The sequence below is a fragment of the Pseudomonas nunensis genome (assembly GCF_024296925.1).
Classification (GTDB): domain Bacteria; phylum Pseudomonadota; class Gammaproteobacteria; order Pseudomonadales; family Pseudomonadaceae; genus Aquipseudomonas; species Aquipseudomonas nunensis.
Genome location: NZ_CP101125.1, coordinates 5,269,688 through 5,294,344 on the forward strand (window position 1 = coordinate 5,269,688; position 24,657 = coordinate 5,294,344).

Below are 24,657 nucleotides of genomic sequence, written 5' to 3' on the forward strand. Positions count from 1 at the left end.
TGGATCTGGATCATCAAGGATCTCTCTGACGCAAAAAACCGTGTGAAGCCCGGCTTATCTGGCCTTCAGAACCATTCGGGATCATCTGAAAACAGCTCGGTGGTGCTCATGCGAGCACCGAATATAGGACCTTTGGCTGACGATTTATATGCATGTTTACATCAAATCTACAAAAAAGCGGATGCCCTCGCCAGCCATGCCATTTTTACGCGCCCTGAGGAACATGTTTCGAAAACCGAAGTCATAGCGATGTGCCATATAGGCACTCCACAAGGAACTCAGGTGATGCGCAATTTCCCAAAGCTTTCGTCTTCCCTGTTTGCAACCGGCATGGCCGCCCTTCTGCTCGGCAACCTGGCACTGACCAATACGGCTCAGGCTATCGAGCTTAGCTCCGAAAGCACTTCATACAACGATACGCTCGTCGCCCTCCATAACTCGTATGGCAAGAGCGTACTGGTCAACACCAGTCTTAGTGTTGATGAACTGGAAAAGTTACAGGGCACCGCTAAATCCAATGCGGCTGAAATCGAAACCCTGAAGAAAACCGTCAGTGAACAAACGCGCCTCATCGAAGAACTCCGACGCAACACCGGCACCAGCACCGGCTCGAGCACCAATGAAATATCCAGCCTCAAGCGTACTGTCGAGGAACAGGACAAAAACCTGAAAGACCTTGCCAAGCAGATGGAGGAGTTCAAGCGCAACACTGGCTCAAGCTCCAGTTCCAGCTCGAGCGAAGTGTCCAACCTCAAGCGGGAAGTCAGCGATCAGGACAACGACCTGAAGAAACTGGCCAGTCAGGTGGAAGACCTCAAGCGCAGCGCCGGATCGAGTTCCAGCTCAAGTTCCAGCGACCTGTCCAACCTGAAGCGGGAAGTCAGCGACCAGGACAATCAACTCGATCAGCTCAAACGCACAGTCGAAGACCTGAGCCGGAAGGTGAAATAACAGCAGCGGTGGTGCCCGAGACAGGAGTCGAACCTGCGACCTTCGCGTTACGAGTGCGCTGCTCTACCAACTGAGCTACACGGGCGGTGAGCTAAACCTAGCACAGCTTTCGCGAGTCGCAACCGCCAGCCCTGCCTCGGTTAATCGCAGACAAAAAAAGGCCCCGTCGTTTTCACGGCGGGGCCTTTTTTACAACGTTGAAGCGTTCAGGCGGGGGTGATTAAACGCCCGACGCCTTGGCTGCTGCTACGTCTTTGATGGACAGCTTGATACGGCCGCGGTTGTCCACGTCCAGTACCAGTACTTCCACTTCCTGGCCTTCTTTCAGGATGTCGGTCACTTTCTCAACGCGAGCATCGCTCAACATGGAGATGTGAACCAGACCGTCCTTGCCAGGCAGGATGTTGACGAATGCGCCGAAGTCGACGATGCGCTCAACCTTACCGACGTAGATCTTGCCGATTTCAGCTTCTGCGGTGATGCCCAGAACGCGCTGACGTGCAGCTTCAGCAGCTTCTTTGGTTTCGCCGAAGATCTTGATCGAACCGTCGTCTTCGATGTCGATCGAAGCCTTGGTCTCTTCACAGATCGCACGAATGGTCGCGCCGCCTTTACCGATAACATCACGGATTTTGTCGGTGTCGATTTTCATCGCGATCATGGTCGGAGCATTTTCCGACAGCTCGGTACGCGACTGACCAATGATCTGGTTCATCTGACCGAGGATATTCAGGCGCGCTTCCAGGGCTTGGCCCAGAGCGATTTCCATGATTTCTTCGGTGATGCCTTTGATCTTGATGTCCATCTGCAGCGCGGTAACACCTTTGGCGGTACCCGCTACTTTGAAGTCCATGTCGCCGAGGTGATCTTCGTCACCCAGGATGTCGGTCAGGATGGCGAATTTCTCGCCTTCTTTAACCAGACCCATGGCGATACCGGCAACCGGTGCCTTCATCGGAACACCAGCGTCCATCAGGGCCAGGGAAGCGCCGCAGACCGAAGCCATGGAGCTCGAACCGTTGGACTCGGTGATTTCCGACACAACACGAATGGTGTACGGGAACACGTCGGCGGCCGGCAGCATGGCTGCAATCGAACGACGGGCCAGACGGCCGTGACCGATTTCGCGACGACCAGCGCCACCCATGCGACCACACTCACCTACCGAGAACGGAGGGAAGTTGTAGTGCAGCATGAACGGGTCTTTTTTCTCGCCTTCCAGGGTGTCCAGCAGTTGTGCGTCACGGGCGGTGCCCAGTGTAGCAACGACCAGAGCCTGGGTTTCACCACGGGTGAACAGAGCCGAACCGTGGGTTTTAGGCAGAACACCGACTTCGATGTTCAACGGACGTACGGTCTTGGTGTCGCGACCGTCGATACGTGGCTTGCCGTTTACGATGTTTTCGCGAACGGTGCGGTATTCGATTTCGCCGAAAGCCGCTTTGACTTCGCTGGAAGAAGGCTGGCCTTCTTCACCGGACAGCTTGGCAACAACCTGGTCTTTCAGCTCACCCAGGCGAGCGTAACGGTCGGCCTTGATGGTGATGGTGTAAGCCTGGGAGATAGCGTCGCCGAACTCGGCACGGATAGCGCCCAGCAGAGCAGTAGCTTCTGGCTGTGGAGTCCAGGTCCAGGTTGGCTTGGCCGCTTCAGCAGCCAGTTCTTTAACGGCGTTGATCACAACCTGGAACTCGTCGTGAGCAAACAGTACTGCGCCCAGCATCTGGTCTTCGGTCAGCTCTTTGGCTTCCGATTCAACCATCAACACAGCTTCCGAAGTACCGGCAACGACCATGTCCAGGCTCGAAGCTTTCTGTTGTTCGTAAGTCGGGTTCAGCAGGTAGCCGGTGCTTTCGTGGAACGCAACGCGTGCACAGCCGATAGGGCCATCGAAAGGAATGCCGGAGATGGCCAGGGCAGCCGAGGTACCGATCATCGCAGCGATGTCCGGATCGGTCTTCTTGCTGGTGGAAACGACGGTGCAGACTACCTGCACTTCGTTCATGAAGCCTTCTGGGAACAGCGGACGGATCGGACGGTCGATCAGTCGGGAAGTCAGGGTTTCTTTCTCGGAAGGACGGCCTTCACGCTTGAAGAAACCGCCAGGGATCTTACCGGCAGCGTAAGTCTTTTCCTGGTAGTGAACGGACAGCGGGAAGAAGCCTTTGCCTGGATCGGCTTGCTTGGCACCAACGACGGTCACCAATACGCTGACGTCATCGTCAACGGTGACCAATACTGCGCCGGAGGCCTGACGGGCGATACGGCCAGTCTCGAGGGTAACGGTCGACTGACCGAACTGGAATTTTTTGATTACCGGGTTCACGGTGTCCTACCTTCTTTGTGGCTCTTGGGGAACTTGTCTTCTTGCGAAATTCTTGGGCAATGTCGGGAATCGGCCCAACGCCTGTCCAGGGTAAAACGTGTATCCAGATAAAACTTGAGGCTGGGAGCCTGCCATGTACCGGCGGGAAACCCGCTGGCACACAGCAAACAACCAACCTCTAGCGCAATCGCTTATTAGCGACGCAGACCCAGGCGACCGATCAGAGCCTGGTAACGGCCCAGATCCTTGCCTTTCAGGTAGTCCAGCAGCTTACGACGCTGGTTTACCATGCGGATCAGACCACGACGGGAGTGGTGATCTTTACCGTTGGCCTTGAAGTGACCTTGCAGCTTGTTGATGTTGTGGGTCAGCAGTGCAACTTGCACTTCTGGCGAACCAGTGTCACCAACAGCTTGCTGGTAGTCAGCTACGATTTGAGCTTTTTCTTGTACGTCGAGAGCCATGAGGCAATCCTTTTATCAGGAAACCATCCAGAGGACGGTTTCAACAGGCCAGGGACAAATCCCTGTATCTATAAATGAGGAAGTGACCGTGCCTGTTAACAGCCACCCTCGTTCGGTCATTCTGACCGAATCAGTCGACGCGGCGCGATGCGCCCGTCTTCGCTCACTTCACCAATACCGATGAAGCGACCATTGTGATCCTGTACCCGTACCATGCCGAACTTCGGTGCATCCGGGGCTCGTACCGGTTGGCCGTTAAGCCAGTAGAACGAGCTGTGCTCCGAGAACTGCAACAGCGGCCAATCCAGCAGGCCGCTGTCCGATGGCATCAGGAAGCGATCGACCGCTTCGTTGCCGCCTTCGGCGTGTACGGCTTCCAACTCTTCAAGCGTGACAGTCTGCGCCAGCGTGAAAGGCCCGGCCTGGGTACGTCGCAATTCTGCAACGTAAGCGCCACAACCGAGTTGCTCACCGATATCCTCCACCAGGGTGCGAATATAGGTGCCTTTGCTGCAATCCACCGCAAGTCGCGCAGTATCACCCTCGAAGGCCAGCAATTCCAAGCGCGCAATAGTAACAGAACGCGGTTCGCGCTCCACTACTTCGCCTGCACGGGCCAGCTTGTACAGCGGCTGGCCATCACGCTTGAGCGCCGAGTACATCGGCGGTATCTGGCTGATTTGCCCACGAAAACCGGGTAATGCAGCTTCGACATCGGCGCGACCAACGGTCACTGGGCGTTCCTGCAAAACTTCACCTTCGGCATCCGCCGTGGTGGTGGTCTTGCCCAGTTGCGCCAGGGTTTCATAGGCCTTGTCGGAGTCGAGCAGGTATTGCGAGAACTTGGTGGCCTCTCCGAAGCACAACGGCAGCACGCCGGTGGCCAGCGGATCGAGACTGCCGGTGTGCCCGGCTTTCTCGGCGTTCAGCAACCAGCGGACCTTCTGCAACGCCGCGTTGGAGGTGAACCCCAGCGGCTTGTCGAGCAGGATGATGCCGCTGACGTTACGACGGATACGTTTGACCTGAGCCACCGATTACTCCTTGGCGTCTTCGGGTTCAGCCGTTACCGGGTGCTGATTGTCTTCAGCCACCGCACGCTCGATCAGGGCCGACAGATGCGCGCCACGCACGACGCTTTCGTCGTAGTGGAAGTGCAACTGTGGAACGCTGCGCAACTTCATTTCGCGAGCCAACTGCATGCGCAGGAAACCAGCGGCGGAGTTGAGCACCTTGATGCTTTGTGCGATGTCTTCGGCGTTGTCCTGGCCCATCACGGTGATGAAGATCTTGGCGTGACCGACGTCACGGCTGACTTCAACAGCGGTAATGGTGACCAGGCCTACGCGCGGGTCTTTGACTTCACGACGGATCAGCTGTGCCAGCTCACGCTGCATCTGATCGCCGATACGTTGGGTACGGCTGTATTCTTTTGCCATGTCTTGTTACCTGTTACTGCCTCACGGTGAAACCCGTGGGGTCTGAAAGCGGCAAACGCCCGGCCTGACAAAAGCCAGACCGGGCGTTGCGTTTAGAGTCCTGACGCCGTGCCGCGCACTTGCATGCGGCGGCTCGCCGTGGCCCTTGAAGTGCGCGAGTTAGAGGCTGCGAGCAACCTGAACCTTCTCGTAAACTTCGATCTTGTCGCCAGCTTTGACGTCGTTGTAGCTCTTGACGCCAATACCGCATTCCATGCCGGCACGTACTTCGGAAGCGTCATCCTTGAAGCGGCGCAGGGATTCCAGCTCGCCTTCGAAGATAACGATGTCTTCACGCAGTACACGGATTGGACGGTTACGGTGAACAACACCTTCGATAACCATGCAACCGGCGATCGCGCCAAACTTCGGCGAACGGAACACGTCACGCACTTCAGCAGTACCCAGGATGTTCTCGCGAACATCGCTGCCCAGCATACCGGTGAGGGCTTTCTTGACGTCTTCGATGATGTCGTAGATCACGTTGTAGTAACGCATATCCAGACCTTCCTGCTCGACGATCTTGCGAGCGCCAGCATCGGCACGCACGTTGAAGCCGAACAGTACAGCGTTGGAGGCCAGTGCCAGGTTAGCGTCGGACTCGGTGATACCACCAACGCCGCCGCCCACAACACGCACTTGCACTTCGTCGTTACCCAGGCCGTTCAAGGCACCGTTCAACGCTTCCAGCGAACCACGGACGTCGGATTTGAGGACGATGTTGAGCGTCTTCTTCTCTGCCTGACCCATGTTTTCGAAGATGTTTTCAAGCTTGCCAGCGTGAGCACGGGCCAGTTTGACTTCGCGGAACTTGCCTTGACGGAACAGAGCCACTTCACGGGCTTTCTTCTCGTCCGACAGCACGCTCATCTCGTCGCCAGCGTCCGGGGTACCGTCCAGGCCGAGGATCTCGACAGGGATGGAAGGACCGGCTTCTTTGATTGGCTTGCCGTTCTCGTCGAGCATGGCACGTACACGGCCGTAGTTCGAACCGACCAGAACCATGTCGCCTTGGCGCAGGGTACCGTCTTGAACCAGAACGGTAGCAACCGGGCCACGACCTTTGTCGAGACGCGATTCAACCACAACACCACGACCTGGGGCCGAAGGGGTTGCCTTCAGTTCCAGAACTTCGGCTTGCAGCAGAACAGCTTCGAGCAACTCGTCCACGCCAGTACCGACTTTCGCCGAAACCGATACGAACGGGGTGTCGCCGCCCCACTCTTCCGAGGTCACGCCGTGAACCGACAGTTCGCTACGGATGCGATCGAGATCAGCGCCCGGCTTGTCGATTTTGTTCACTGCGACGACCAGAGGAACACCGGCAGCCTTGGCGTGCTGGACCGCTTCAATGGTCTGCGGCATTACGCCGTCGTCCGCTGCAACGACCAGGATCACGATGTCAGTTGCCTTGGCACCACGAGCACGCATTGCGGTAAACGCAGCGTGACCCGGGGTGTCGAGGAACGTGACCATGCCGCGATCAGTTTCAACGTGGTATGCGCCGATGTGCTGGGTGATACCGCCGGCTTCGCCAGCAGCTACCTTGGCACGACGGATGTAGTCGAGCAGCGAGGTCTTACCGTGGTCAACGTGGCCCATTACGGTCACAACCGGCGCACGGGAGAACGTCTCACCTTCAAACTTCAGGGACTCGGCCAGGGAATCTTCCAGGGCGGTGTCGCTGACCAGGGTCACTTTGTGGCCCAGCTCTTCGGCAACCAGTTGGGCAGTTTCCTGATCCAGTACCTGGTTGATGGTCGCTGGAGTACCCAGTTTGAACATGAACTTGATGATTTCAGCAGCCTTGACCGACATCTGTTGGGCGAGATCGCCAACAGTGATGGTCTCGCCGATCTGCACATCACGCACGACAGGGCCGGTTGGGCTCTGGAAACCGTGAGCGTTGCGTTTCTTCAGCTTGGCCTTGCCGCGACCACCACGACGGAAGCCATCGCTTTCTTCGTCGGTAGTACGTGGCGCAACACGTGGAGCAGGCGCTTTCTCTTTGACCGAAGCACGATGCGGAGCGTTTTTGCGCTCGCCATCGCCACCGCCGCTGCGACGATTGTTATCGTCTGCACGTGGTTTGTCCGGACGACGTTGATCGTTCGGCTTGCGGTCCGCAGAAGGAGCCGGTGCAGCCGCCACGACCGGTGCGCTTTCGCGTACTGGCTCGGCAACCGCAGCAGGCGCTGCGACAGCATCGTTAGTACCGGTTTGCGCAGCAGCAGGCTGGCGACGCGCTTCTTCTTCGGCGCGACGCTTGGCTTCTTCTTCAGCCTTCTGACGGGCAGCATTTTCTACTGCGCGACGCTCATCCAGTTCACGTTTGCGCTCGGCTTCAATTTCTTCCGGGCTGCGCTGTACGAAAACTTTCTTTTTACGGACTTCAACGCTGATGCTTTTGCTGCCAGCAACACGCAGGGTGCTGGTGGTTTTACGCTGCAGCGTGATCTTGCGTGGTTCTTCCACTTTCGCCTTGTGGCTGCTTTTCAAGTGAGTCAGCAAAGATTGCTTCTCACTGTCAGTCACATGTTCTTCGGCGGCGGTGTGCGGCAGACCTGCCTCACGCATCTGCTGCAACAGGCGCTCTACCGGTGTTTTGACCTCATCGGCCAGTTGTTTCACCGTGACTTGCGTCATGCACTTCTCTCCTCAGGCCGCGCCTAATTACTCGAACCAGTGGGCTCGGGCGGCCATGATCAACTTGCCGGCACGATCATCGTCAATGCCGTCGATGTCGAGCAGATCGTCAATAGACTGCTCGGCCAGGTCTTCGCGGGTAATTACGCCGCGCACCGCCAGTTCCATCGCCAAATCCTTGTCCATACCCTCAAGCGAGAGCAGGTCTTCGGCCGGATGGGCGTCTGCCAGCTTTTCCTCAGTAGCGATGGCTTTGGTCAACAAACGATCCTTGGCGCGAGCGCGAAGCTCGTTGACGGTTTCTTCGTCAAAGCCGTCGATGTTGAGCATTTCTTCCAACGGTACGTAGGCAATCTCTTCCAGGCTGGTGAAGCCTTCATCTACCAGCACCTGTGCCAGATCTTCGTCGACTTCCAGCTCGTCGATGAAGTTGCGCAGGATGTCGCCGGTTTCTGCTTGCTGCTTAGCCTGGATGTCCGATTCGGTCATCACGTTCAGGGTCCAGCCAGTCAACTGGCTAGCCAGACGCACGTTCTGACCACCGCGACCAATGGCCTGAGCCAGATTGTCTGCGCCAACGGCGATATCCATTGCATGGGCATCTTCGTCAACGATAATTGCCGCCACTTCAGCCGGCGACATTGCATTGATCACGAACTGAGCCGGGTTATCGTCCCACAGGACGATGTCCACACGCTCGCCGCCCAATTCGCCCGACACTGCCTGGACGCGCGAACCGCGCATACCGATGCAAGCGCCTTGCGGATCAATGCGTTTGTCTTTGGAGCGGACCGCGATCTTGGCGCGCGAACCCGGGTCGCGGGACGCAGCCATGACTTCGATCAGGCCTTCAGCGATTTCCGGCACTTCGATGCGGAACAACTCGATCAGCATTTCCGGCGCGGTACGCGACAGGATCAGCTGCGGGCCGCGGTTCTCGGTGCGGATTTCCTTGAGCAGCGCACGCAGACGCACGCCAACCCGGAAGGTTTCGCGAGAGATGATGTCTTCACGAGCCAGCAACGCTTCAGCGTTGTTGCCCAGGTCGACAATCACATTGTCGCGGGTAACTTTCTTCACGGTGCCGGAGATGATTTCCCCCAGGCGCTCGCGGTAAGCGTCAACGACTTGCGCGCGCTCGGCTTCACGAACTTTCTGCACGATGACTTGCTTGGCAGTCTGTGCAGCAATGCGGCCGAACTCGATCGATTCGATTTTTTCTTCGACTACGTCACCGACCTGAGCGCCAGGATGCGTTTCGGCAACCTTGCTCGGCCAGGTTTCGATGGCCGGATCGTCCAGATCTGCTTCTTCGACGACCGTCCAGCGACGGAATGTCTCGTAAGCACCGGTGTGGCGATTGATTTCCACACGCAGATCGACTTCGTCCTCGAAACGTTTTTTGGTAGCAGTGGCCAGAGCCAGCTCCAGCGCTTCAAAAATTACGTTTGCCGGTACGCCCTTTTCATTGGATACCGACTCAACAACCAGCAGTACTTCTTTGCTCATCGTACGCCTCGCCTTTCGCAAGCCATTGGATCCGCGGGATCCGCGTCTCAGTCAAAACTGGGAATAATGTTGGCCTTGTCGATCATATCGATCGGCAACAGGAACTCATGGTCTTCTACCTGCACCACGACGTCCTGCTCTTCTACACCGCGCAGAAGGCCCTGAAAGTTGCGTCGGCCTTCGAAAGGCGAGCGCAGCTTGATCTTCACTTGTTCACCGGCAAATTTTGCAAACTGCTCAATAGTGAACAGTGGGCGTTCCATGCCAGGCGAGGAAACTTCAAGGGTGTACTCAACGGCGATCGGATCTTCAACATCCAGGACACCGCTGATCTGGCGGCTGACGATGGCACAATCGTCCACCAACACGCCGCCTTCTTTATCGATATAAACGCGCAACATTGAGTGGCGACCTTGAGCCGAAAACTCAATACCCCAGCATTCATAGCCTAGGGCCACGACCACCGGGGCCAGCAAGGCCTGCAACTCTTCTAGCTTGCTCGACACCTGAACCCCCTCGTGCATGTATGTGCATGCTATGCAAAATAAAAAAATGGGCGAAACGCCCATCCTTGAAACGCCGTCGAACAGCGGCGTTGAAAGTGTCCAGCTAACAAAAAGCCCCTTAAAAGGGGCTCCTTAAACTGGTTGCGGGGGCCGGATTTGAACCGACGACCTTCGGGTTATGAGCCCGACGAGCTACCAGACTGCTCCACCCCGCGACAAAGCTGGGGCGGAAGTATACGACCGATCCCTGACAGGGTCAATGTAACCTTCCACCTACAAGAAAGCCCGCAACAGCGGGCTCTCCTGATAATTGGTACCGAGAAGGGGACTCGAACCCCTACACCCTATGGGCACAACCACCTCAAGGTTGCGTGTCTACCAATTCCACCACCTCGGCAATACTACGTTTGAAACCCTTCTTACTTTTGCTCTTGAGCTGGAGGCACGTCAGTCGCTGGAGTAGCCGACTTTTGCTCTTGAAGCACCGGGACATCATCAGAAGCCGGTTGTTGCTTTGGAACTTCCAACACTGCTGGGTTTGGCAAACCTACTTGAGTCAGCTGGTGAGCTTTCTCTTTAGCAAAGTAACCTAACCCTAAGCTGGTTATGAAAAAACCTGCGGCAAGTATAGCAGTAAACTTACTAAGAAAGGTAGAGGAACCTTGGCTTCCGAACACAGTATTTGAAGCACCTGCACCGAAAGACGCGCCAGCATCCGCACCTTTACCCTGCTGTAGCAATACCAGAGCAACTACGCCCAATGCACCCAGCAGATGAAAAACGACTACGACTGTTTCCAGCATTTTTTCAGTTTCCCGCGGCGCGACAAATCGCACCGAACTCATCTGCATTCAGGGAAGCTCCACCAATGAGCCCCCCATCGATATCCGGCATGCCGAACAGTTCGACCGCATTGGCCGCCTTCACGCTGCCGCCGTATAGAAGCCGCACACCTTGTGCGACCTCAGAATTCTCTGCCGCCAACTGAGCGCGAATGGCTGCGTGCACATCCTGCGCCTGTTGCGGCGAAGCAGTCAGCCCGGTGCCAATGGCCCAGACCGGCTCGTAAGCGATTACTGCCTTTGCAAAAACCTCAACACCCAGCTTCTCGATGACGCTGCCCAGCTGATGCCCGACAACCTCAAGCGTTTTACCGGCTTCGCGCTGCTCAAGGGTTTCCCCTATGCACAACACCGGAATCAAGCCACATGCCTGTGCTGCTGCAAACTTGCGAATGAGTGTTTCATCACTCTCGCCGATGATCTGGCGTCGCTCGGAATGCCCGACGAGCACCAGGGAACAACCTTCATCAGCCAACTGACTCGGAGCAACTTCACCGGTCAGTGCACCTTGTTCGGATTCCACCGCAGCGTTCTGCGCGCCGACCTTGATCGACTTGCCTTCCAGACCGCCAATCACTTGATTGACATGCAGGAAAGACGGAAATACCGCTACATCAACACCGCTCGGCAAGGCCAGATTACGCAAGCCTTCGATCAGCTCAGCGACGCTGGCGCGGGTACCGTGCATCTTCCAGTTACCAGCTACCATAGGGCGACGCATGCTGTACCTCGTCGGTCAAAGTGGGCGCAGATGTTACCCAACACAATCATGGCTGGCAAGCCGAATTCAGGCAGAAACTTCAGTAACCAGTTTTGCCAGCTCTTCAGCGTAACCACGAACCAGTGTTTCGTCCTCGCCTTCGACCATGACCCGCACCAGCGGCTCTGTCCCAGACTTGCGCAACAGCACGCGCCCACGACCGGCCATGGCCTGGGTTACACGCTCGCTGGCTTCCTTGACCGACGGATGATCGAGGGGGCTCGCCCCACCACCGAAACGGACATTGATCAGTACCTGCGGGCATTTGCGCAGCGCCTGGCGGGCCTGAGCCAACCCTTCGGAGCGAGTCTTGAGCGCCATCAGCACTTGCAACGCTGCGATGATCGCATCGCCGGTTGTGGTGTGGTTGAAGCAGACGATATGCCCCGAGTTCTCGCCACCGACCAGCCAGTTGCGCTCCAACAGGTCAGCGATCACATAACGGTCACCGACATTGGCGCGTACAAAAGGAATCGCCAGATCCGCCAGAGCCAGTTCCAGCCCCAGGTTACTCATCAACGTCCCGACTACACCGCCCTGCAACTTGCCGCGCTCATGCAGATCGCGAGCAATAATGAACAACAGATCGTCGCCATCGACGATAGCGCCAGTGTGATCGACCATCAGCACCCGATCACCATCGCCGTCGAAGGCAATACCAAGATCCGCATGCTCAGCCATTACAGCAGCCTGCAACTGGCCCATATGGGTCGAACCGCAGTTTTCGTTGATGTTCAGGCCATTCGGCTGGGCCGACAGCACGACAACATCGGCACCCAGCTCACGAAACACACTAGGCGCCACTTTGTAGACCGCGCCATGTGCGCAGTCGATCACGACCTTCAGGCCCGCGAAGCTGGTGCCGGTCGGGACGCTGCTCTTGCAGAATTCAATGTAGCGACCCGAAGCGTCGTTGATGCGCGAAACCTTGCCGATCTTGCTCGACTCAACCACGGTCATCGGGGTGTCGAGCAACTCTTCAATCATCAGCTCGACTTCATCCGGAAGCTTGGTGCCCTTCCCGGAGAAAAACTTGATGCCATTGTCATCATGCGGATTATGCGAAGCACTGATCACGATACCGGCTTCGGCATGGAACGTGCGCGTCAGATAGGCGATAGCCGGGGTCGGCATCGGCCCCAGCAGCATCACATCGGCGCCTGCGGACGTAAGCCCGGCTTCCAGCGCCGATTCAAACATGTACCCGGAGATGCGCGTGTCCTTGCCGACCAGTACCTTGCAGGCACCCATCTTGCGGAATGCCATACCGGCCGCCCAGCCAAGCTTGAGCATGAAGTCCGGAGTGATCGGATATTCGCCGACCCGACCACGAATGCCGTCGGTACCAAAATATTTCTTAGTCATAAGTGCTCCATCATTCTTATTCGGCTGATTCCACTGCAGCGATCATCCGCACCACATCGACTGTTTCGGCCACATCATGGACACGCAAGATACGCGCGCCCTTGACCGAGGCCAGCGCTGCAAGTGCCAGACCGCCAAAAAGGCGCTCTCCAACCGGACGATTCAACGCCAGCCCAATCATGCTCTTTCGCGAAACCCCGACCAACAGGGGCCGCCCCAAGGCATGCAAGGCTTCCATATGTTTGAACAAGCTTAGATTGTGCTGCAGGGTTTTGGCGAAACCGAAACCCGGATCAAGGATGATCCGCTCTGCCGGGATCCCCACGGAAGCACATTGCGTCATGCGCTCGGCAAGGAATTCGCCAACTTCTTTTGTTACATCCCGATACTGCGGGTCGTTCTGCATGTCGCCCGGCTCGCCGAGCATATGCATCAGGCATACCGGCAACCCCGTGGCCGCAGCAGCATCCAGGGCACCGTCTCGCCGTAATGAGCGCACATCATTGATCAAGCCCGCACCCAGTCGTGCGGTTTCGCGCATGACGGCTGGCGTGGAGGTATCAACAGAAATAATGACATCCAGCTCACGATGGATGCGCTCGACGATCGGCGCAACGCGCTCGAGCTCTTCGAGCGGCGAAACCGCCCTGGCGCCGGGTCGGGTTGACTCGCCACCGACATCAATCAGTGTCGCGCCAGCCGCCACCATCGCTTCGGCGTGGCGCAAAGCCGCATCGAGCTGACTGTATCGGCCGCCATCGGAAAAAGAATCGGGGGTGACATTGAGAATGCCCATGACATGCGTATGGGCTAAATCAAGAACCCGGTTGCCGCAAGGCAACCGGGTCAGGGACTGAACAGAAGTCATTTCAAACCTTAAACGTCAGCAGCCGGACCGCCGATCGGTGTTTCTGGACGCGGATCCTGCGCCACCGGAGGCGTACCGGAAGTGCCGGCACCACCACCTGACCAGTCACGCGGCTCACGCGGCGTACGACCGGCCATGATGTCATCGATCTGATCGGCGTCGATCGTCTCGTACTTCATCAAGGCATCCGCCATGGCGTCGAGCTTGTCACGGTTGTCCGTCAGGATTTGCTTGGCCGTGCCGTAGCACTGATCGATGATGCTACGCACCTCGGAGTCGATCAGCTTCGCCGTCTCGCCAGAAAAGCTTGCACTCTGACCGCCACCGCCGCGACCGAGGAACACTTCACCCTCTTCTTCGGCATACATCAACGGACCGAGTTTTTCCGACAGGCCCCACTTGGTCACCATGTTCCGCGCAATCTGACTTGCACGCATGATGTCGTTCGACGCACCAGTGGTGACGCCGTCGAAGCCCAAAGTCATCTCTTCAGCAATACGGCCGCCGTACAACGAGCAGATCTGGCTGATCAGTGCACGTTTGGACAGGCTGTAACGATCTTCTTCCGGCAGGAACATGGTCACACCCAGCGCACGACCGCGAGGAATGATCGACACTTTGTAGACCGGATCATGCTCAGGCACAACGCGACCGACGATAGCGTGGCCAGCCTCGTGGTAAGCAGTGTTCTGCTTCTCTTTCTCGGACATGACCATCGATTTGCGCTCGGCGCCCATCATGATCTTGTCTTTGGCCAGTTCAAATTCCTTCATTTCGACGATGCGCTTGCCGGTACGGGCAGCGAACAACGACGCTTCGTTCACCAAGTTGGCGAGGTCGGCACCGGAGAAACCCGGAGTACCACGAGCAATCACGGCCGGAGCGACATCGTCACCCATTGGCACTTTGCGCATGTGGACCTTGAGAATCTGCTCACGACCACGAATGTCCGGCAGACCGACCACAACCTGACGGTCGAAACGGCCTGGACGCAGCAACGCAGGGTCCAGTACGTCCGGACGGTTGGTTGCAGCAATGACGATAATGCCGTCATTCATTTCAAAGCCGTCCATCTCTACCAGCAACTGGTTGAGAGTCTGCTCGCGCTCATCGTGACCGCCGCCCATGCCGGCGCCACGGTGGCGACCAACGGCGTCGATTTCATCGATAAAGATGATGCATGGCGCGTGTTTCTTGGCTTGTTCGAACATGTCGCGAACACGGCTTGCACCGACACCCACGAACATCTCGACGAAATCGGAACCGGAGATGGTGAAGAATGGCACCTTGGCTTCGCCGGCAATCGCCTTGGCCAGCAAGGTTTTACCAGTACCCGGAGGGCCAACCATCAGCACGCCGCGAGGAATGCGACCGCCCAGGCGCTGGAACTTGCCCGGATCGCGAAGGAACTCGACCAGTTCACCGACTTCTTCCTTGGCTTCGTCGCAACCGGCAACGTCACCCAGGGTGGTTTTCACCTGATCTTCGGAGAGCAGGCGTGCCTTGCTCTTGCCGAAGCTCATTGGCCCACCCTTACCGCCGGCACCGCCCTGCATCTGCCGCATGAAGAACATGAAGACGGCGATGATCACCAGGATCGGGAAGCTTGCGACCAGGAGTTGAGTCCAGATGCTTTGCTGCTCAGGCTGCTTGCCTTCGACCACAACATGGTTATCCACCAGGTCGCCGATCAGGCCATTGTCCTGAATCGCCGGACGAATGGTCTTGAAGCTGTCGCCATCGTTGCGTTTGCCGGTAATCACATAGCCGTCTACAGCTACGCGCTCGACCTTGCCATCCTTGACCTGCTGGATGAAGTCGGAATAGTTGAGGGTCTGCGGCTCGTTAGGGCTGGAGAAGTTGTTCATCACCGTCACGAGGACAGCCGCGATGATCAACCACAGGATCAGATTCTTTGCCATATCGTTCAATTAACTACCCTCTGAAGCAAGCTCCGCTGTTGGCGCGCGCTTCGCATGATATTCACCGGCCTAACTTACTACATTACCTACGACTCTGGCAGGCGCCGTCTGTAACCCTTTGTGAAACACTTTCTACACATTATTCGCTAATGCCCGCGGGGCGAAATACGAAAAACCTATCGACCCGCTGAAAAACCTCGATTTACTCACTACGGCCGCGATAGCCCCAAGCCAGCATGTATTGCTCGCGGGAACTGCCGCGGGAAGAGTCCGGCTTGATCATCTGGACCTTGTCGAATTTCTGACGAGCGTCCTTCACGTATGCATCAAACCCTTCGCCCTGAAACACCTTGATCACGAAATTACCACCTGGCTTGAGTATGCGAGCTGCCAGATCAAGAGCCAGCTCACATAGAAACATGGCTTTTGGCATGTCCACTTCAGGCGTACCACTCATATTGGGGGCCATATCGGAAATCACAAGGTCCACCTGCGAATTACCCACGGCTTCAAGGATCTGAGCGAGCACGTCGTCCCGGGTGAAGTCACCCTGGATGAAGGTCACGTCCGGAATGCTGTCCATTTCCAGGATGTCCGAGGCGATCAGACGCCCCTGACCACCGATCAGCCGACTGGTGACCTGCGACCAGCCGCCGGGCGCCGCTCCCAGGTCGACAACGCTCATACCCGGACGGATCAGTTTGTATTTCTCCTGGACCTCCAGAAGCTTGTAACTCGCACGCGAGCGGTAACCATCCTTCTGCGCCTGCTTTACGTAGGGATCATTGACATGTCTTTGCAGCCACTTAAGGCTTGTCTTGGAACGGGCCACGGGCCACCTCTAAAATAAAACGGGTCGTGATTAACTGGGCGGTCCCGGACTCGCTCGGGTAAACTGGCCGCCGCTTTTTACAAGATCAGACGCAGGGGTCAGATTATGCCGCTCAAACCAGAGCAGAAGAAACAATACAAATCCATTGGCCACCATCTGAAACCAGTTTTGACTGTGGCTGACAACGGTTTGACTGAAGGTGTGTTAGCCGAACTTGAACGCGCGCTGGCGGATCACGAGCTGATTAAAATCAAGCTCAACATCCTCGATCGCGAATCCCGCCTGGCCACCGTTGCAGAAATTTGCAAGGCCGGCAAAGCGGACCTGGTTCAGGTCATCGGCAAGATGGCATTGATTTACCGCAAGAACTTCAGCGTCAACAAGCAGCTGTCGAACGTCCATCGCTTCGCGTGATGACAAGAGTCAAGGGTGTGCTTCGCGCACCCTGCCACTCCATCCAGGCACTGGTTGCAATACCAGCACCAGCCCGGAAAACCCCAGTACCAGATAGCTGAACGTTTCCCAGCGCACCGCTTGCGGCCAGCCAAAGCGCACGATGAAAAACATCCCGCACGCATACAGCGCCATCAGCAGCAATTGTCCGCGAATATCGCGCCATAGACTGACAAGGCCCTCGGCCTGAACCAGCACCAAAGCCTGAAAAATCACACACGCTGTGGCGAATCCCACCATCAGCGCATCCAGCATGCCTTCAATTTCGTCGATCAGCAGCGGCGCCATGCCAACCTTGCCCAGCACCGGCAGCAGACCGATATGCAACAACCACACGCCGCCCACCCATAACATCTGAGTCAGTTGCCAAAGCATGGCGCCCGCACGGAGCGGGCGCCTTCTTTCAGATGTGGCGGACTTCGACAATCTCGTACTCGATAACGCCGCTAGGCGTTTTGACCGCGACCACGTCACCTTCTTCCTTGGCGATCAAGGCGCGAGCCAGTGGCGAACCCACCGAAATCTTGCCCAGTTTGAAGTCAGCCTCGTCCTCACCCACGATGTGGTAAGTGACGGTTTCGTCGGTTTCGACGTTGGCGATTTCAACGGTGGTGCCGAAAATCACTTTGCCGGTGTGAGGAATGGTCGTGACATCGATGATCACCGCATTCTGCATACGGCCTTCGATATCACGGATCCGCGCCTCGACCATACCCTGCTGCTCGCGAGCAGCGTGGTATTCGGCGTTTTCCTTCAGGTCACCCAACTCGCGAGCCGTGCCGATGTCCTGGCTGAGCTTCGGGCGGACGACCTTGGTCAGGTGAGCGTGTTCTTCTTCCAGGGCTTTGGCGCCCTGGACAGTCATTGGGTATTTGATCATGCCTTCAATCCTGCGTGTAGGTCCTGCAAGCGGCGCACGGTCTTCTCGGGACCGAACTTCAGCGCTTCGCAGATAGCTTCGCCAGCAGCGATGGTCGTGGTGCAGTAGATCTTGTGCTGCAAGGCATTACGACGAATGGAGTAGGAATCAGCGATCGACTGACGACCTTCGGTGGTGTTGATGATCAGGGTGACTTCGTCATTCTTGATCATGTCGACCACGTGCGGACGACCTTCGGTCACCTTGTTCACACGACGCACTTTCAGGCCTGCGGCTTCGATCAGCTTGGCAGTACCGGCAGTGGCGACCACTTCGAAGCCCAAGTTGATCAGATCACGGGCCACGCCTGCAACCAGCGGTTTGTCGTCGTCACGCACGCTGATGAACGCGGTACCGCCAGTCGGCAGCACTTCGCTCGCGCCCATCTGGGCCTTGGCGAAGGCTTCACCGAAAGTATCGCCCACGCCCATCACTTCACCGGTGGACTTCATCTCTGGGCCCAGGATCGGGTCCACGCCAGGGAATTTGGCGAATGGGAACACTGCCTCTTTCACGCTGTAGAAGTTCGGAATAATTTCCTTGGTGAAACCAATTTCTTTCAAGGTTTTACCGGCCATCACGCGAGCCGCGATCATGGCCAGGGAAACACCGATGCACTTGGACACGAACGGTACGGTACGGGAAGCGCGCGGGTTGACCTCGATGACGTAGATGTCTTCGCCTTGCAGCGCCAACTGTACGTTCATCAGGCCGACAACGCCCAACTCCAGGGCCATTTTCTTGACCTGTTCGCGCATCTCGTCCTGGATGTGTCCAGGCAGCGAGTACGGCGGCAGGGAGCACGCGGAGTCACCGGAGTGAACGCCGGCCTGCTCGATGTGCTGCATGATTGCGCCGATCACCACGTCGGTGCCGTCGCAAACCGCGTCCACGTCCATTTCGATGGCGCAGTTGAGGAAGTGGTCAAGCAGCACCGGGCTGTCGTTGGACACTTTCACCGCGTCACGCAGGTAGCGCTTCAGCTCTTCTTCTTCGTAAACGATTTCCATCGCGCGACCGCCCAATACGTAGGACGGACGAACCACCAGCGGGTAACCGATCTTGGCCGCAGCACGAATCGCTTCGTCTTCGCTGCGCACGGTGGCGTTTGGCGGCTGACGCAGGTTCAGGCGCTCGACCATCTGCTGGAAGCGCTCACGGTCTTCAGCACGGTCGATGGCGTCAGGGCTGGTGCCGATGATCGGCACGCCGGCTTCTTCCAGGGCGCGAGCCAGTTTCAGCGGGGTCTGGCCGCCGTACTGGACGATCACGCCTTTTGGCTTCTCGACTCGGCAGATTTCCAGTACGTCTTCCAGGGTCACTGGTTCGAAGTACAGGCGATCGGAGGTGTCGTAATCGGTGGAAACGGTTTCCGGGTTGCAGTTGACCATGATGGTCTCGTACCCGTCTTCGCGCAGCGCCAGTGCCGCGTGAACGCAGCAGTAGTCGAACTCGATACCCTGGCCGATACGGTTAGGACCGCCGCCGAGGATCATGATCTTGTCGCGGCCCGACGGAGCTGCTTCGCACTCTTCCTCGTAGGTCGAGTACATGTAGGCAGTGTCAGTGGCGAACTCGGCCGCGCAGGTGTCAACGCGCTTGTAGACCGGGTAAACCTCGAGCTTGTGGCGGTGGCGACGCAGAGCCTTCTCGGTCACGCCCAGCAGCTTGGCCAGACGCATGTCGGAGAAGCCTTTGCGCTTGAGCTTGAACATCAGGTCGCGGTCGATGCTGGCCAGACCCAGGGTCTTGACCTTCTCTTCTTCCTTGATCAGATCTTCGATCTGCACGAGGAACCACGGGTCGATCATGTTCATGCCGAAGATGTCTTCGACCGACAGACCCGCGCGGAAGGCATCAGCCACGTACCAGATACGCTCGGCACCCGGCACGGTCAGTTCGCGCTTGAGGATGCTCATGCTTTCCGGATTGCTCAGGTCGAGCTTCTCGTCCAGGCCGCAAACACCCACTTCCAGACCGCGCAAAGCTTTCTGCAGGGATTCCTGGAAGGTCCGGCCGATGGCCATGACTTCACCGACCGACTTCATTTGAGTGGTCAGGCGCGCGTCGGCTTTCGGGAATTTTTCGAAGGCGAAGCGTGGCAGCTTGGTCACGACGTAGTCGATGGACGGCTCAAAGGACGCAGGAGTAGCGCCGCCGGTGATTTCGTTCTGCAATTCGTCCAGGGTGTAGCCGATCGCCAGCTTGGCAGCGATGCGCGCAATCGGGAAACCAGTGGCTTTCGAGGCCAGCGCCGAAGAACGGGATACCCGCGGGTTCATCTCGATGACCACCATACGGCCAGTGTCCGGGCAGATGCCGAACTGGACGTTGGAGCCGCCGGTTTCCACGCCGATTTCACGCAGTACCGCCAGGGAGGCGTTACGCATGATCTGGTATTCCTTGTCCGTCAGGGTCTGTGCTGGCGCAACAGTGATCGAGTCACCGGTGTGCACGCCCATCGGGTCAAAGTTTTCGATGGAGCAGACGATGATGCAGTTGTCCTTCTTATCGCGGACAACCTCCATCTCGTATTCTTTCCAGCCGATCAGGGATTCGTCGATCAGCAGCTCTTTGGTCGGCGACAAGTCGAGACCACGGGCGCAGATTTCCTCGAACTCTTCGCGGTTGTAAGCAATACCGCCGCCGGTGCCGCCCATGGTGAAGGACGGACGGATGATGCACGGGAAGCCGAGCTTCTCGAGCACTGCGTTGGCCTCTTCCATGCTGTGGGCGATACCCGAGCGCGGGCAGTCCAGGCCGATGGATTTCATCGCCTTGTCGAAGCGCGAGCGGTCTTCGGCCTTGTCGATGGTGTCAGCGTTGGCGCCGATCATCTCTACGCCGAACTTCTCCAGAACGCCTTCGCGCTCCAGATCCAGTGCGCAGTTCAGGGCGGTCTGGCCACCCATGGTTGGCAGCAGCGCGTCCGGACGCTCTTTCTCGATGATCTTGGCAACGGTCTGCCATTTGATCGGCTCGATGTACGTGGCGTCGGCCATGTCCGGGTCGGTCATGATGGTCGCTGGGTTGGAGTTCACCAGGATGACGCGGTAACCCTCCTCGCGCAGGGCTTTACAGGCCTGGGCGCCGGAGTAGTCGAATTCACAGGCCTGGCCGATAACGATCGGGCCAGCGCCGAGAATCAGGATGCTTTTTATGTCTGTACGTTTTGGCATGGGTTTGTCACTCAAATCCGCAGGTCAGTCGGCAAGCCGTCTTGTTCAATCTGTGAAGCCTTGAGGGGGCCACCGGTGTCGGGACCACCCTCAAGCTTTGCTGCATCAAGGCGAGCGATCAGCGTCGCTTGGCCATTTCGTTGATGAAGCGATCAAACAGAGGCGCTACGTCGTTCGGGCCAGGGCTGGCTTCAGGGTGACCCTGGAAGCTGAAGGCGCTCTTGTCGGTACGCTCGATCCCTTGCAGGGTGCCGTCGAACAGCGATTTGTGGATCGCCCGGACGTTGGCTGGCAGGGTCGCATCGTCTACCGCAAAACCGTGGTTCTGGCTGGTGATCATCACAACGCCGGTGTCCAGGTCCTGGACCGGGTGGTTGGCACCGTGGTGGCCGTGACCCATTTTCAGGGTCTTGGCGCCGGAGGCCAGGGCCAGCAGTTGGTGACCGAGGCAGATGCCGAATACCGGAATCTCGGTTTCGAGCACGTCCTTGATCGCCTGGATCGCGTAGTCGCAAGGCTCCGGGTCACCCGGGCCGTTGGACAGGAACACGCCGTCCGGCTTCAGCGCCAGAACGTCGGCGGCTGGCGTTTGAGCCGGCACTACGGTCACACGGCAACCGCGCTCGACCAGCATGCGCAGGATGTTCAGCTTGACGCCGTAGTCGTAGGCAACCACGTGGTACGGCAGCTCGGAGGCGTCGATGGTCGCGTGGCTGTCGGTCTTCAAGTCCCAGACAGTCGAGCGCCACTCGTACTTCTCTTTGGTGCTGACGACTTTCGCCAGGTCCATGCCTTTAAGACCAGGGAAACCCTGGGCAGCGGCGATGGCAGCTTCTTCGGAGATGTTGTCACCGGCCATGATGCAGCCGTTCTGCGCGCCTTTCTCACGCAGGATGCGTGTCAGGCGACGGGTGTCGATACCCGCGATCGCCACAACGTTGTTGGCTTTCAGGTAATCAGACAGGGACATCGTGTTACGCCAGTTACTCGCAACCAGAGGCAGGTCACGGATGACCAGGCCAGCGGACCAGACGCGGTCGGACTCGGCATCTTCCGGTGTAGTACCGGTGTTGCCGATGTGCGGGTAAGTCAGGGTAACGATCTGTTGGGCGTAGGAAGGATCGGTAAGGATTTCCTGATAGCCGGTCATGGCGGTGTTGAACACCACCTCACCAACGGTTTGACCGTCGGCTCCAATTGCTTCGCCGCGAAAAATGCTGCCATCAGCAAGGGCGAGTATGGCTGGCTTAGTCAAGAAGACCTCCCGTAAATAAAGCCTGAAAGGGCGATCGCAGGTGTAAAAAAGCGGAGTGACGTATGGACACGTCACCCCGCTCATTCACTGAATTATTCTGCGCGCTTTTAGTGAACACACTAAAGCTGTAGCTTACAGAAAAAGGCTTTTTTGGTCTACCGCCAATGAGCCTTAAAGGCTATGGAATGCGACAGGGCGTCGCTTGGCGGAGTAAAACCGGGCTCAAACACAGAGTTTGAACCCGATTTCGGGCGCATCTTAACGCAGGTCGAGCACGTCTTGCATGTCGTAGAGGCCAGGCTCGCGCCCATCCAGCCACAATGCGGCACGCACCGCGCCCTTGGCGAAGGTCATGCGGCTGGACGCCTTGTGCGTGATCTCGAGTCGCTCGCCTTCACAGGCAAACAGAACCGTATGATCACCGACCACATCACCACCGCGAACGGTGGCGAAGCCGATGGTCTCGCGCTCGCGAGCACCGGTATGGCCTTCACGACCGTAGACTGCGACCTTCTGTAGATCACGACCCAACGCACCGGCAATCACTTCACCCATGCGCAGCGCCGTGCCCGAAGGTGCATCGATCTTGTGCCGATGATGAGCCTCGATGATTTCGACATCCGCCTCATCACCCAGCACACGCGCTGCCATATCGAGCAGCTTCAGCGAGAGGTTCACACCCACGCTGAAATTGGCCGCGAACACGATTGGAATATCCTTGCCCGCCTCGGCCAGCAGCTGCTTCTGCGCAGCGTCCAGCCCAGTGGTGCCGATCACCATGGCTTTGCCCGCCTTACGACAGAACGCCAGGTTTTTCAGCATCACTTCCGGCAACGTGAAGTCGATCAACACATCGAACTCTTCAGCCACCGCCTCGACATGACCGGACAATGGCACGCCAATCCGCCCCAGCGAAGCCAGCTCACCGGCATCCACACCGATCAGCGTGCTGCCGGGGCGCACGATGGCCGCCGTCAGACCGGTCAGCGGCGCGCGTTGCTGCACCGCTTCGACCAGAATCTTGCCCATGCGCCCGGCAGCGCCCATCACCGCAATACGTCGCATGCTCACTCCTTACAAGTCGCCGAAGAAGCGCTTCACGCCTTCGAACCAACCGGTGGTTTTCGGCGAATGGCTGTTGTCGTCCGCCAGGGAACTGCGGAACTCTTCGAGCAATTCGCGCTGACGACGACCCAGGTTGACCGGGGTTTCCACCGCCACACGACACATCAGGTCGCCAGCACCGCCACCACGCACGGGCGCAACACCCTTGCCGCGTACACGGAACTGCTTGCCGGTCTGAGTCCCTTCCGGGATTTTCAGTTTGACCCGACCATCGAGGGTCGGAATCTCCAGCTCGCCACCCAGCGCCGCGTCGACAAAGCTGATCGGCACTTCGCAGAACAGATGCTTGCCGTCACGCTGGAAGATCGCGTGCTCGCGCACGTTGATCACCACATACAGGTCACCAGTCGGGCCGCCCTGAGCGCCCGCCTCGCCTTCGCCGGACAGGCGAATGCGGTCACCGGTATCAACACCGGCCGGCACTTTCACGGAAAGGGTCTTGTACTCTTCGACACGGCCTTCGCCATGGCAGGAATCGCATGGATCAGAAATGATCTTGCCCTGGCCGTGGCAGCGCGGGCAGGTTTGCTGCACCGAGAAGAAGCCTTGCTGCATACGAACCTGACCGATACCACCGCACGTTGGGCAGGTGATCGGCGAGGAGCCTTTCTTGGCACCCGAACCATCACACGGCTTGCAGTTGACCAGTGTCGGAACGCGGATATTCACGGTCGTGCCGCGCACCGCTTCTTCCAGGTTCAGTTCCAGGGTGTAGCGCAGGTCGCTGCCGCGCTGGGCGCCGCCACGGGAACCGCCGCGACCGCCACCGAAGAAATCACTGAAAACGTCGCCAAAGATGTCGGAGAAGTTCTGACCGCCAAACCCGGCACCGCCGCCGCCCATGCTCGGGTCGACACCGGCATGACCATACTGGTCGTACGCCGCGCGCTTGCTGGAATCGGACAGCACTTCGTAGGCCTCGTTGGCCTCCTTGAACATCTCTTCCGACGCTTTGTCGTCAGGATTACGGTCCGGGTGATGCTTCATCGCCAGGCGACGGTAGGCCTTTTTCAGGTCTGCTTCGCTTGAGCCACGCTCAACACCCAATACTTCGTAATAGTCACGCTTTGCCATAAGTCTTCGCACTCTTAAGGACGTTCGGCAAATCCCTCCTGAGCTTCGCCAAACTCGTTGAGCCCCAATACAGGCCCGGACCCAACTCACGTCAATTCAACGATCCTGGTCTTTGTTCATTGCGGTACTTTCGGCTCGAAAAGCAGGAGCATTCCCGGCCATACCACCAACATCCGAACGCTG

At 57.8% G+C, this 24,657-nt stretch carries 21 protein-coding genes and 3 tRNA genes; 2 read left to right on the forward strand and 22 right to left on the reverse strand.

Annotated features, from left to right (window positions below; genetic code table 11):
• Positions 1-132 precede the first annotated feature (132 nt).
• A complete protein-coding gene (locus tag NK667_RS23205; RefSeq protein ID WP_249574183.1) occupies positions 133-951 on the forward strand; it encodes a hypothetical protein in 819 nt (272 codons plus the stop codon).
• A 9-nt stretch (positions 952-960) separates the two neighbouring features.
• Here the strand turns inward: NK667_RS23205 and NK667_RS23210 are convergent.
• The 16 genes from NK667_RS23210 to rlmE form a co-directional block, all read right to left on the reverse strand.
• Positions 961-1,036: transfer RNA gene (locus tag NK667_RS23210), tRNA-Thr, on the reverse strand.
• Positions 1,037-1,171: 135 nt separating this feature from the next.
• Positions 1,172-3,277, reverse strand: a complete 2,106-nt coding sequence (gene pnp, locus NK667_RS23215; RefSeq protein WP_046045794.1) for a polyribonucleotide nucleotidyltransferase — start codon at positions 3,275-3,277, stop codon at positions 1,172-1,174.
• A 194-nt stretch (positions 3,278-3,471) separates the two neighbouring features.
• Positions 3,472-3,741 carry a 30S ribosomal protein S15 gene (gene rpsO, locus NK667_RS23220; protein WP_003176135.1) on the reverse strand — a complete coding sequence of 90 codons (270 nt, stop codon included), beginning with the start codon at positions 3,739-3,741 and terminating at the stop codon, positions 3,472-3,474.
• Positions 3,742-3,857: 116 nt separating this feature from the next.
• Complete coding sequence (truB, locus tag NK667_RS23225; RefSeq protein ID WP_054616162.1) at positions 3,858-4,775, reverse strand: tRNA pseudouridine(55) synthase TruB; 918 nt, start codon at positions 4,773-4,775, stop codon at positions 3,858-3,860.
• 3 nt (positions 4,776-4,778) lie between these two features.
• Positions 4,779-5,180 (reverse strand): 30S ribosome-binding factor RbfA, encoded by a 402-nt coding sequence (gene rbfA / locus NK667_RS23230; RefSeq protein WP_054050033.1) that lies wholly within the window; start codon positions 5,178-5,180, stop codon positions 4,779-4,781.
• A gap of 159 nt (positions 5,181-5,339) precedes the next feature.
• Complete coding sequence (infB, locus tag NK667_RS23235) at positions 5,340-7,865, reverse strand: translation initiation factor IF-2 (RefSeq protein ID WP_054050036.1); 2,526 nt, start codon at positions 7,863-7,865, stop codon at positions 5,340-5,342.
• Between the two features lie 27 nt (positions 7,866-7,892).
• Positions 7,893-9,374, reverse strand: a complete 1,482-nt coding sequence (gene nusA, locus NK667_RS23240) for a transcription termination factor NusA (protein ID WP_008024459.1) — start codon at positions 9,372-9,374, stop codon at positions 7,893-7,895.
• Positions 9,375-9,421: 47 nt separating this feature from the next.
• Positions 9,422-9,880, reverse strand: coding sequence for a ribosome maturation factor RimP (rimP, locus tag NK667_RS23245; RefSeq protein WP_010463487.1), 459 nt, complete (start codon positions 9,878-9,880; stop codon positions 9,422-9,424).
• Positions 9,881-10,018: 138 nt separating this feature from the next.
• Positions 10,019-10,095 (reverse strand) — tRNA-Met (locus NK667_RS23250).
• Between the two features lie 96 nt (positions 10,096-10,191).
• A tRNA-Leu gene (locus NK667_RS23255) sits at positions 10,192-10,277 on the reverse strand.
• 22 nt (positions 10,278-10,299) lie between these two features.
• Positions 10,300-10,683, reverse strand: coding sequence for a preprotein translocase subunit SecG (secG, locus tag NK667_RS23260; RefSeq protein WP_017336473.1), 384 nt, complete (start codon positions 10,681-10,683; stop codon positions 10,300-10,302).
• Between the two features lie 4 nt (positions 10,684-10,687).
• Positions 10,688-11,443, reverse strand: coding sequence for a triose-phosphate isomerase (gene tpiA, locus NK667_RS23265; RefSeq protein ID WP_054616163.1), 756 nt, complete (start codon positions 11,441-11,443; stop codon positions 10,688-10,690).
• 66 nt (positions 11,444-11,509) lie between these two features.
• Positions 11,510-12,847, reverse strand: a complete 1,338-nt coding sequence (glmM, locus tag NK667_RS23270) for a phosphoglucosamine mutase (RefSeq protein ID WP_054616164.1) — start codon at positions 12,845-12,847, stop codon at positions 11,510-11,512.
• A gap of 16 nt (positions 12,848-12,863) precedes the next feature.
• Complete coding sequence (gene folP / locus NK667_RS23275; RefSeq protein WP_054616165.1) at positions 12,864-13,715, reverse strand: dihydropteroate synthase; 852 nt, start codon at positions 13,713-13,715, stop codon at positions 12,864-12,866.
• An 8-nt stretch (positions 13,716-13,723) separates the two neighbouring features.
• The gene (ftsH, locus tag NK667_RS23280) at positions 13,724-15,637 is read right to left on the reverse strand and encodes an ATP-dependent zinc metalloprotease FtsH (protein WP_054050044.1); all 1,914 of its coding nucleotides are present in this window, start codon (positions 15,635-15,637) and stop codon (positions 13,724-13,726) included.
• A 202-nt stretch (positions 15,638-15,839) separates the two neighbouring features.
• Positions 15,840-16,469, reverse strand: coding sequence for a 23S rRNA (uridine(2552)-2'-O)-methyltransferase RlmE (gene rlmE, locus NK667_RS23285; RefSeq protein WP_020299918.1), 630 nt, complete (start codon positions 16,467-16,469; stop codon positions 15,840-15,842).
• A gap of 105 nt (positions 16,470-16,574) precedes the next feature.
• Here rlmE and NK667_RS23290 point away from each other — a divergent pair, with 105 nt between their 5' ends.
• The gene (locus tag NK667_RS23290) at positions 16,575-16,883 is read left to right on the forward strand and encodes a YhbY family RNA-binding protein (protein ID WP_054050049.1); all 309 of its coding nucleotides are present in this window, start codon (positions 16,575-16,577) and stop codon (positions 16,881-16,883) included.
• 9 nt (positions 16,884-16,892) lie between these two features.
• On the opposite strand, the gene NK667_RS23295 is transcribed toward NK667_RS23290, so the two are convergent.
• The 6 genes from NK667_RS23295 to dnaJ form a co-directional block, all read right to left on the reverse strand.
• Complete coding sequence (locus tag NK667_RS23295) at positions 16,893-17,297, reverse strand: hypothetical protein (RefSeq protein WP_054616166.1); 405 nt, start codon at positions 17,295-17,297, stop codon at positions 16,893-16,895.
• Positions 17,298-17,325: 28 nt separating this feature from the next.
• Positions 17,326-17,802, reverse strand: coding sequence for a transcription elongation factor GreA (greA, locus tag NK667_RS23300; RefSeq protein ID WP_054050053.1), 477 nt, complete (start codon positions 17,800-17,802; stop codon positions 17,326-17,328).
• Positions 17,799-21,020, reverse strand: a complete 3,222-nt coding sequence (carB, locus tag NK667_RS23305; RefSeq protein ID WP_054050055.1) for a carbamoyl-phosphate synthase large subunit — start codon at positions 21,018-21,020, stop codon at positions 17,799-17,801. The genes greA and carB overlap by 4 nt, the downstream gene beginning before the upstream one ends.
• 118 nt (positions 21,021-21,138) lie before the next feature.
• Positions 21,139-22,275 carry a glutamine-hydrolyzing carbamoyl-phosphate synthase small subunit gene (gene carA / locus NK667_RS23310; protein WP_054050057.1) on the reverse strand — a complete coding sequence of 379 codons (1,137 nt, stop codon included), beginning with the start codon at positions 22,273-22,275 and terminating at the stop codon, positions 21,139-21,141.
• A gap of 258 nt (positions 22,276-22,533) precedes the next feature.
• The gene (gene dapB / locus NK667_RS23315) at positions 22,534-23,340 is read right to left on the reverse strand and encodes a 4-hydroxy-tetrahydrodipicolinate reductase (protein ID WP_054050060.1); all 807 of its coding nucleotides are present in this window, start codon (positions 23,338-23,340) and stop codon (positions 22,534-22,536) included.
• A 9-nt stretch (positions 23,341-23,349) separates the two neighbouring features.
• The gene (gene dnaJ / locus NK667_RS23320; protein WP_007933514.1) at positions 23,350-24,474 is read right to left on the reverse strand and encodes a molecular chaperone DnaJ; all 1,125 of its coding nucleotides are present in this window, start codon (positions 24,472-24,474) and stop codon (positions 23,350-23,352) included.
• Positions 24,475-24,657: the final 183 nt, after the last annotated feature.